Origin of the sequence: Limnothrix sp. PR1529, assembly GCF_002742025.1 — a bacterium.
Classification (GTDB): Bacteria; Cyanobacteriota; Cyanobacteriia; order CACIAM-69d; family CACIAM-69d; genus CACIAM-69d.
Genome location: NZ_LIRO01000017.1, coordinates 21,757 through 31,387, shown reverse-complemented (window position 1 = coordinate 31,387; position 9,631 = coordinate 21,757). Strand labels below are relative to the sequence as shown.

Annotated in this window: 10 protein-coding genes and 1 pseudogene; 3 read left to right on the top strand and 8 right to left on the bottom strand. The window is 55.0% G+C overall.

What is annotated here, in order from left to right; all coding sequences use genetic code 11:
• Positions 1–124: pseudogene (locus AMR42_RS21030) on the top strand (IS1 family transposase); the annotation flags it as partial.
• Between the two features lie 264 nt (positions 125–388).
• Here AMR42_RS21030 and AMR42_RS03665 read toward each other — a convergent pair.
• A complete protein-coding gene (locus AMR42_RS03665; protein ID WP_099532115.1) occupies positions 389–832 on the bottom strand; it encodes an Rrf2 family transcriptional regulator in 444 nt (147 codons plus the stop codon).
• A 317-nt stretch (positions 833–1,149) separates the two neighbouring features.
• Positions 1,150–1,398, bottom strand: a complete 249-nt coding sequence (locus AMR42_RS03660) for a hypothetical protein (RefSeq protein WP_099532114.1) — start codon at positions 1,396–1,398, stop codon at positions 1,150–1,152.
• A gap of 39 nt (positions 1,399–1,437) precedes the next feature.
• Here AMR42_RS03660 and AMR42_RS03655 point away from each other — a divergent pair, with 39 nt between their 5' ends.
• Positions 1,438–1,821: an AbrB family transcriptional regulator gene (locus AMR42_RS03655; protein WP_099532113.1), complete on the top strand. Its 384-nt coding sequence runs from the start codon at positions 1,438–1,440 to the stop codon at positions 1,819–1,821.
• Between the two features lie 316 nt (positions 1,822–2,137).
• Here AMR42_RS03655 and AMR42_RS03650 read toward each other — a convergent pair whose 3' ends face one another.
• The 4 genes from AMR42_RS03650 to AMR42_RS03635 form a co-directional block, all read right to left on the bottom strand.
• Positions 2,138–3,928 (bottom strand): hypothetical protein, encoded by a 1,791-nt coding sequence (locus AMR42_RS03650; RefSeq protein WP_099532112.1) that lies wholly within the window; start codon positions 3,926–3,928, stop codon positions 2,138–2,140.
• 211 nt (positions 3,929–4,139) lie between these two features.
• Positions 4,140–5,723 (bottom strand): NAD(P)H-quinone oxidoreductase subunit N, encoded by a 1,584-nt coding sequence (locus AMR42_RS03645; RefSeq protein WP_099532111.1) that lies wholly within the window; start codon positions 5,721–5,723, stop codon positions 4,140–4,142.
• A gap of 154 nt (positions 5,724–5,877) precedes the next feature.
• Positions 5,878–6,033, bottom strand: a complete 156-nt coding sequence (locus tag AMR42_RS20190; RefSeq protein ID WP_158234338.1) for a hypothetical protein — start codon at positions 6,031–6,033, stop codon at positions 5,878–5,880.
• A 53-nt stretch (positions 6,034–6,086) separates the two neighbouring features.
• Positions 6,087–7,229: a PP2C family protein-serine/threonine phosphatase gene (locus AMR42_RS03635; RefSeq protein WP_099532109.1), complete on the bottom strand. Its 1,143-nt coding sequence runs from the start codon at positions 7,227–7,229 to the stop codon at positions 6,087–6,089.
• A 724-nt stretch (positions 7,230–7,953) separates the two neighbouring features.
• Between AMR42_RS03635 and AMR42_RS03630 the strand changes: the two genes are divergently transcribed.
• Positions 7,954–8,427 (top strand): anti-sigma regulatory factor, encoded by a 474-nt coding sequence (locus AMR42_RS03630; RefSeq protein WP_099532120.1) that lies wholly within the window; start codon positions 7,954–7,956, stop codon positions 8,425–8,427.
• A 1-nt stretch (position 8,428) separates the two neighbouring features.
• On the opposite strand, the gene AMR42_RS03625 is transcribed toward AMR42_RS03630, so the two are convergent.
• Together AMR42_RS03625 and AMR42_RS03620 are read right to left on the bottom strand one after the other, a co-directional pair.
• A complete protein-coding gene (locus tag AMR42_RS03625; RefSeq protein WP_099532108.1) occupies positions 8,429–9,019 on the bottom strand; it encodes a Uma2 family endonuclease in 591 nt (196 codons plus the stop codon).
• Positions 9,020–9,025: 6 nt separating this feature from the next.
• On the bottom strand, positions 9,026–9,604 hold the full coding sequence (locus AMR42_RS03620; RefSeq protein ID WP_099532107.1) for a Uma2 family endonuclease: 579 nt from the start codon (positions 9,602–9,604) through the stop codon (positions 9,026–9,028).
• Between the last annotated feature and the right edge of the window lie 27 nt (positions 9,605–9,631).

The window sequence follows — 9,631 nt, the reverse complement described above, 5'->3', positions numbered from 1 at the left end:
GGTGAGTTATTTCAACTGGATTTGGCAGCCTAGTCGTTTCCAGGCCGCGGCTGCTGAACGAGCGGGATTAGCGACTAGGGCATGGACTTGGCATGACATTGCTACCTATCCCACATTAATCTGATTCACTACCGGGACGATTGACAACTCAAACAACCGCTGCGATTTTCCCAAAGCAGGGCAGGATTCACGAAAAAATCTTGCCATCTGGGGCCCCCAATTGCGGTGAGTTCAGGCCCAGCGCGATCGCCCATCTGGGTCAAGGCAACGGCCCGCAAAAGATCCTTCGATCGGGGACTAAGGGCGATCGCCACGCTGTTGAATTCTACAGTGGGAATGGGCTGGGATCGATCGAGCCGGCCAAGGGGTCTGGCAACCTTGAATCTTCCTAAATAATGAAATTACTGTCTTGGCCTTTAGCCGCCTGCCAACTGCGGGCATCAAAGTAAAGATCCTCTAGGGAAATTCGATCGAGCGCGTCACCAATTTTCTGAGCCAGCCGCTTCCAGAGCGATCGCATTACCCAATCTTCTGCCAAATCTGCACCCATCTCTTGCCCCAGCGCAGCGGTGAATGATTCGCCCACCGCCCGCAGAATTTCTCCCAAAAAAATTTCCTTAGGGTCGCGGGCCAGTTGATAGCCACCTCGAGTGCCCCGCAGCGACTCCACCAGCCCCGCCCGCCGCAGCTCAATGAGCAATTTTTCCAGATAGGGCATTGGAATATTTTGGCGCTGGGCAATGGCGCGGACAGGACAAGGGCCAAGACCGCGTTGCAAGGCGAGATCCAGCATCGCCTTGATGCTGTAGCGTCCGCGAGCGGTTAGCTTCATGGCTGGAACCATGACTCCCGATCGCACCGTTTTGCTCCCAGAACCGGTGCTAAATCGCCCCCAGTGCGCCGTTCTTGTGCCGCGAAGATTATCAAGATCATTCCTCAAGTTTGCTGCCGACCACGGTGCTTCGATGGTGCAAGAACGCCAGCATCGCCATCTGATCTTGCAAAATTCTGATGGTTAATCCCTCCTCAGACGAGAATAGGGATGTTTGGAGATCCTGTCAGCAGATTCACTGAATCAGACAATCATTGATTTTTTGAAAAAACCACTAGCGATTTAACACAAATCGTGTACCATGATGGAGCCTGATGCTAGCATGAAATTACCTTCTTGAAGTTTAAAAACACCGTTCGGCTTGGTTGGTGGAACTCATCTCCCCAATCTTCCGATTCAAGCAACTTGTCCCAGGGAATCTTTTGGGAATCGCTGGGATGTTCAAAGGCGTTTGCTGGCAAGAAGGAAGCTGTGGATCGGAACAATTCCGATTTGCAGCCATTGCCGCGATCATCTTCGCCTTTCGCCTGAGATCCGGCAAACGCTGTATCAGTGAATTCATTCATTACTCTCTAGATTGACCAGCCTGTTGGATTAAAACAGCAATGAGCAAGCGCAAAAAGACCGACCCGCAACCCCTGACCGGTGCCCAACTACTGGAAAAGGTCAAGGAACTGGAAAACGCCAGCAAGGAAGAAAAGGCGCGGGCCTGTGGTTACTACACCACGACCAAGGATGGCGTTGATCGCGTCAACATGATGAAGTTCTATAACGCGTTGATTGACGCGGAAGGGATTGAACTCGATAACAAAGCAAAGCCCAATGGTCGGGGTGGCCGCAGTGCAAGTTATCGGATTACGGTGCAGTCGAATGGCAATTTGTTGATTGGCTCGGCTTACACCAAGCAAATGGATCTGAAGCCGGGTGATGAGTTTGAAATTACCCTGGGCCGTAAGCATATTCACCTGAAACAGGTGGAAGGCAACTAAGCTCGAATCTGGTGGTTTCGGCTCATCGTGATCGTGACGATTTCCATTGAGCATTGCGTGATCATGCAGTGCGCACGATCTGATTGCATGGTCAATGGGTGACCAATCAGTGATCAATCGGTGATCAGGAATGCTGACTGACAAGGGGCCAAGGCCCCTTGTTTTGTTTTGTGGGTGTTTGGCTGTGGAGCGATCGGGTTTTGAAGCTGGTGGCTGGTGACGGATTAGCTCTTTCGTTTCTCACATCGAGTGAACCAGGCGTGCGGCTCTGTGCCCACTGGTCAATCCTCTGGCGGATTCTATGGCGTGGAAATCGCTAGGTTCCAGCTTGGGCGATCGGGCAGGGGGTGCATTCCTGTTGGCGACGCTGCACGGCGGATTCATAGAAGGTTTCCAGGGCCCGCACACCGTGAATTTGGTTAAATACGCGGGCCGATCGCTGGGCGATTTCTAAGCGAAGATTTTGTCGCCAAGCCCGATCGCACCCTAACCCGATCGCCAAATCACAGTAGTCTTCGGGGGTTTGGGCAATGGTTTCCGTCAGCCCCAATTCCGTGAGGATGGCAGCGGCATGGCGACCGCGCATCAAGGCTCCGGGGAGGGTGACGACGGGGAGACCAGCGGCGATCGCCTCCAGGGCACTGTTGCAACCGGACCAGTCGATCGAGTCGAGGAACACATCGGCCAGTTGGTTCAGTTGCCAAAATTGCGTTTGGGATTGGGGCGGCAGGATTGTGCAGTGGTCGGCAAAAGCGAGGCCGGCGGCCGCAAAGGCGGCCGCGAGGCGCTGGGCAAAGGGCGGGGCCGCTTCTGGAAAAGGGCTGGCCAGGAAAACGAGGCGCGCTCGGGGAACCGCTTGGGCAATTTCCACCCAGAGCCGATCGGCTTGGGGCAAATACTTATACAACGATTGGCAACAGAGATAAACCACTTCGTCGTCAGCCAGGCCCAATTGGGCCCGATCGAGCTGAGGCTGGGGGGCGATCGGGGGGCGCTCGTAGGCGATGCCCAATCCCGGTAAACAGATCAGGGTTTCGCTGTAGTGGGTTTCGGCTTGGGGCGGTTCCATCCGATCGCTTGAGAGGTAATAGTCCACCGTGGGCAGACCGGTGGTGACCGGATGGCCCCAGGTGGCACATTGGACAGGTGCAAACCGCCAACCCCCAATCAGATACATCACCGAATCCATACCCACATCTAGCATCACCGCCACATCGAGCTGATCTTGCCAGGCGGCCCGACAAAAGGCGGCATAGCGCTGGGGATTGAAGTCGTTGCCCGTTTCCCAAAAGGCAAATCGATCGCTCAGGCGGCGGGCTTCGTCTGTGGTGGCATCCCAGCGATTACCGGCATAGTAGCTATAGATTTCCAGTCGATCGCGATCGGCGTGGCGCAACCAACCCAGGTGGGTTTTCATCACGGAATGGTGATAAAAATGGCTGCTGAAATAGCCAATCCGCAATCGATCGCCTGAGGATCGCTCACGGGGCCGGCGGGGTTGCAAGGGGGCTAAATCAGGAAAAACCGTGGCTAAGGTTTGGCACACCCAAGCGCCATATTGTGCTTGCAAGGCCCGATCATCCTGGCCTTGGTAGTTCAGATAGAACGGAACCCGCAGGGCGATCGCCTGGAGCGCCAACTGCATCAGGGCCGGGTGCGATCGCGTGAGGCCGATCAGTCGATCCAATCCTTGGGCATAGTTCGATCGCGCCTGCCAGAGGGCGGCCTCGGTTTCATAAATCGATGGCAGCTTCAACCACCCATCAAAGGCCGCCAGGGCCCCCGCATACCAAGTTTCTCGTTGGGGTTCCAAGGCCAAGGCTTTGCACCAGGCCTCGATCGCCCCGGCCACCTGGCCCGACTGCCGCAACAGTTCTCCCAAGGCCGCGTAGGGTTCGGCGGCCATCGGATTGGTCAAAATTTGCGATCGCCAATGGGCCCGATCGACCCCCATGGATCCCGGAGCAGCCGACGGATCAAAATTGGACGGTGGGGATGGGGTGGGCGAATCCATAACCATCAACGGGAACCAAAGGGGCGATCGCTGCAAAACAACCATGCCCCGATCGGGCGGCAGGCGCAATAGGCGTTCCAGGTCATGGCCCAAGATTTCAGCCCAATCAGCCTCAACCCAATACCGAAGAAATTGCCCAAATCATCACCCAGAAAACACATCACCCAGAAAACACCCAAAAATCATCAAAACATCGTCAAAAAAACCGCCAGATGTCTAGCATCCGGCGGCTTGTCGTTTGAAGTGCCATTAATCGGGAGAACCCATATCCCGATTTTGGTTTCTCAATCTTGTCCAGGCTGACCTAGGGTTCAAGGGTCGGAGCCAAGGACACCGCCCGATCGACCACCGGAGCCTTAGCCGTTGCCGCCGGTAACTTCAGCGAAGCTTGCAGCATCGGCGATTGGGTCACGGCATCATTGGCAATCGCAAACAGCGGATTCGACAAAATCCCCGCCAACGATGTGGCAATCACCGACAACACCAAGCCCACTTGCAAAGGACGCATCCCCGGGAGTTTCCAGCTAATGGCCGGGTAGTTCTTCACCGAATCGGACATTTCGTGCGGTTCCTTCACCACCATCATCTTCACCACACGAATGTAGTAGTAGATGGAAACCACGCTGGTGACCAAGCCCAACAGCACCAGGGTATACAGGCCCGCTTGCCAGCCCACCCAGAACAGGTAGATCTTGCCGAAGAAGCCAGCCAGAGGCGGAATGCCACCCAGGGACAGCAGCGACACACTCAGACCCAAGGTCAACAGGGGATCTTTTTGGTAAAGCCCCGAGTATTCACTGATCTCATCCGTGCCCGTGCGCAGGGAGAACAGAATCACGCAGGCGAAACCGCCCAGGTTCATGAACAAATAAACCAACAGGTAAAACACCATGCTGGCGTAGCCGTCGGCCGTGTTGGCCAACAGCCCGATCGTCACGAAGCCGGCCTGCCCGATCGAGGAATAAGCCAGCATCCGCTTCATGCTGGTTTGGGCCAGGGCCACCACGTTCCCCAGCACCATACTCAGAATGGCCAGGGCCGTGAACACAAAGTGCCATTGTTCCGACACCAGCGGGAACGCCGTCACCAACAGGCGAATGGCCAGGGCGAACCCAGCCGCCTTGGAACCCACGGACAAAAAGGCCACCACCGGAGTGGGCGAGCCTTCGTACACGTCGGGAGTCCATTGGTGGAAGGGCACAGCCGAAATCTTGAAGGCAATTCCCGCGATCGCGAAGACCAGCGCCACCACAATCCCAATTTGGGGCGTGGTGGGGTTGCTGGCAATTCCGGCAGCGATTTCGCCCAAGCGGGTGTGGCCGCCCGAGAGGCCATAGAGCAACGAAGCGCCGTAGAGGAAGATGGCAGAGCTAGAAGCCCCAATCAGCAAATATTTGAGAGCCGCTTCGTTGGAGCGCGGATCCCGCTTCATGTATCCCGTCAACAAGTAGGACGCGATACTGAGGGTTTCCAACGCCACAAAAATCATCACCAACTCGTCAGCGCCCGACAGGAACATCCCGCCAACCGTTGCCGTGAGCAAAATGACGATGAATTCGCCCAGGGCCGTGCCGGTGGATTCCACATAGGCGATCGACATCAAGATTGTGATTGCCGACGACAGGGCGACGATTCCCCGAAAAACACTGCCCAGGGTGTCGTTGCTGAAGCCGCCCAGGAAGGAAACCGGGTCTTCCGGGTTCCACTGGAGCCACAGGGCCACCACGGATCCCAACAGACCGGCCACGGCCACATAAGGAGTCCAGCGCGATGCGGCCCGCCCGGACACGAGATCGATTAACAAGACTGCCAGGAGGGTCAAAATGACAATACCTTCTGGCAGGATTGCCCAAGCGTTGAGCTGTGAGGCAACGGTTGAGAAGTCCATAGGGAATTAAATCCGTTGAGCGCTTGAAACAATTGCCATTTCTAGGTTGCAGGGAAATGCGGCCTGCGTTCGGTTAACCATTTTAGGGGTTGGCGTGTGGATCGCTACGCGATCGCGCTGGATAGGCGATAACAATCCCCAAATGCCCCGATAACTAGCCAGTAATCGATCGCCCTTGGAGCATCACCCGATCGCCACCCGATCGCCCGGTTTGTGTATCTGAAAAACGGCCTTGGGTAGCCTCAAATGGCTTCAAGGGCTGCTGAAATTGCCTCAAGTTGCCCAGGTCTCTCCGCAATCTCCCCGCCATATCTCCACAAAAATCCCCAAAACTGCTCCCTATCTTCAGCATCTTCCCAGTCTTTAAGCAAATTGCAGCCGCAACAAGGAGAGGTCATCCTCAAAATAGCTGCGACCACTGTTAAAGTCCTGCACCCGATTCACGATTTGCTCCACGGCTCCCCGCTCAGGAACCGCCCAACATTCCCGCAACACTTCCACGAAGGGATCCAGCCCCCAAACAGTACCATCGGGCATTCCCAGTTCGTAAATGCCATCGCTGAAGATGTAGAGCGTGCTGCCGGGTGGGACTTCGCAAAAGGCCTCGCTATATTTCGCTTCCGCAAACATGCCAACGGGCAGCCCCACCGTTCGGAGGCGTTGAGCCGTTGGTAACGATTCTTTGCTGGGCGAGAGCAAAATTCCGGGCGGGTGGCCAGCGCTGGCATAGGCCAGGCTCCGGGTGCGGCGGCTGTAGACTCCATACCAAGCGGTGAAGTATTTGTCGTTGCGATCGTTCATTTGAAACGCGCCATTCAGGGCCCGCAACACCTCGCTGGGGCTGCCATAGTCTTGGATCGGGAGCGATCGGGAGCGCAGCAAATTCAACACTGACAACGAGGGCAGCGCCGCCTTCAGGCCATGGCCCGCCGCATCCACCAGATAAACCACGAGTCGATCGTCATCGAGCCAATAAAAATCGAAGCAGTCACCCCCCAAGCGGCTGGATGGTTCAAATTTGGCCGAAATACCCACCGCGCCGTCCATGGGTGCGGGTAGCAGGGTTTTGACGTAATCGGCCGCTTCGGCCATTTCCTCTTCTAACAGCCGCTTTTGTTCCTTCAAGTCCTGATTCAGTTGATGTAGCCGCAGACCCGCTCGCACCCGGGCCTTCAGTTCGTTCATCTCGATCGGCTTGGACAGGAAGTCATCGGCTCCGGCATCCAACCCCCTGACCCGATCGTCCACGGAGCCAAGGGAGGTCAACAAAATGAAGAACGTGGAGGATAAATTGGCCTCCAGCTTGACCCGCCGACAAACCTCAATGCCGTCCATCTTCGGCATCATCCAATCGCAAATGATCAGAGCGGGCTGCTGACTACAGGCCAACTCCAAACCAGCAACACCATCTTCTGCAACCAACACCTCATAGCCCTGTTTGGTCAGGGTACGCTCTAGCAGGCGGCGGATGGTGGGATCGTCATCGATAATCAGCAGACGGAACATAGGTCAAGGCAGTGGTGGCAAGATGGAACAAGAGGAGCAACCCAAGTGTTGGTCAATTCAGGCGTGATGTCTGAGGCATGATGTCTTAAGCGTAATGTCGGCGTAAGATGCAGCCGTTGCACTGAAATGAACCGAGTGAATGAAAGAAGCCAGATGAAATGCACCGGATGAAATACGCTGTATCGCGTAAATCAAATGGGGCAAATGGGGCAAATGGGGTCAATCGAATGGGGTCAATCAAATGACATCAGGCGAACCAAATTGAGCCGATGACAACGGGATCGCGCCGAGTCCGATCGGCCCTTGATGTAGATGAGCACCGAGCGTGGGCACCCGGGATGAGCGTCGATGGGGATTGCCGCCATTCCAGTCGAATAGTCCGGAAGGGTTGAGCCATCCTCCGAAGCAAGTTAGCCTGGGGAGTAATGCGTGATCCTTCACGAATGGTCCCTGGGATTGGCGGCTGAGGGTTGAGTTGGCTGGGCCTGGGCCACAACGTGCAACGGGTTGCGATCGCGCCCCGAAACGGACGAGTCTCGGTCACGGGAATTCCGCCCTGGCTGGAGTAGGAATCGTGAGCTATCAGTGGAGTACCTGGAATGGTACGGACTACGGCTGATTTTGGCACAATGCCTGGGATGGCGTGGCTAAAATTCAGGGTTGAGACTGAAGGCTTGAGAAATTCCGAACGCTTTGCTTGAACGCGCCGCAGAGGTTGGATGCTTTGAATCCCAGCGTAAACCAAACGATTCGACTTCGCATTGCTAGCGATTTGGCGGTGCTCGATCGCGTTTTAAACTGGTTTGACACGCTCGATCGCCCCCATGTGCCTCGTACTGTGTGGCTCCAATGCCTCTCGGTGCTGGCGGAGGTTTTCACGAATGCGGTGCGCCATGCCCATCGCCAACACCCTTGCGACACCCCGATCGAGCTGGAGGCAGAACTCACGGCCACGGCCTTGACCTTGCGCCTTTGGGATCATGGGGAACCGTTTGACTTGCGACAGGCGGTGTTGGAACGGGGCCAAACTCCCGAACCCCCGGAAACTCTTGATATTGAACAGCTCAGCGGTGGCGGACGGGGCTTGACCATTCTGAATCGGGTGGCCGATCGCCTGAGCTATGATCCCCAGCCGGATGGTCGCAACTTGTTGGAATTTGTGAAATATTTTGAACCGGTGCTCCCGATCGCGGATTGAGTCAAACCTCGCCGCCAAACTCAATCGCCTCGTACAGATCCGCAAGCGGCAATTCCACTGACACCGCATCCAACAACACCCGATCGCTCAATTGCCCATATTCACTGAACAGCCACTGCTGATCCCCTGTTCGGGCATAGAGTTCCACATGGGGCTGATATTGATCAATTAACAAATAGTTTTGCAAGCTTGTGATCGTCCGGTAGGCGGCGAATTTTTCAGTGCGATCGTAAGTCGCTGTTGATTTGGAAAGTACCTCAGCAATCAGGATCGGATTCATTACTGTATCAGTGCGATCGGGCTTCCGCTCAATGGGCCGCCGCGCCACCATCACATCAGGATAGGTATATAAATTCGGCTCCGGAATCCACAGCCGCTGATCTGCCAATGCCAGATCATAGGCTTGCCCTCGCAAGGCAAATTTCAGAATCGTAATCAAATTAATCGCAATGAAATTATGCTCCGGTGTACCCCCTGTCATTGGAACAACTACCCCATTACGATATTCATTTCGAGTTTCAGCCAGAACTTCTTGGGCTAAATAATCATCAGCGGTAATGATTGCAGGTTCCGGTAATAGGGCGATCGGCATCATTCACTAAAACTCCAGCGCTTCATAGAGGTCAGAGAGATTTACTGTTACCGCAAGTTGATCGAACAACACCCGATCGCTCAATTGCCCATATTCACTGAACAGCCACTGCTGATCCCCCGTTCGGGCATAGAGTTCCACATGGGGCTGATATTGATCAATTAACAAATAGTTTTGCAGACTTGTGATCGTCCGGTAGGCGGCGAATTTTTCAGTGCGATCGTAAGCTGCTGTTGATTTGGAAAGTACCTCAGCAATCAGGATCGGATTCATTACCGTATCGGTGCGATCGGGCTTCCGCTCGATGGGCCGCCGCGCCACCATCACATCAGGATAGGTATATAAATTTGGCTCCGGAATCCACAGCCGCTGATCTGCCACAAAAATACTGTATCCCTGACCTTTTAAAGCGGTTCTGAGCAGAGCATTCAAGACACTCGCAATTTCGTTATGCTCCGGTGTACCCCCCGTCATTGGAACAACTACCCCATTACGATATTCATTTCGAGTTTCAGCCAAAACTTCTTGGGCTAAATAATTATCAGCGGTAATGATTGCAGGTTCCGGTAATAGGGCGATCGACATGGCAAACCTCCTAGAAGATTGCTGGGG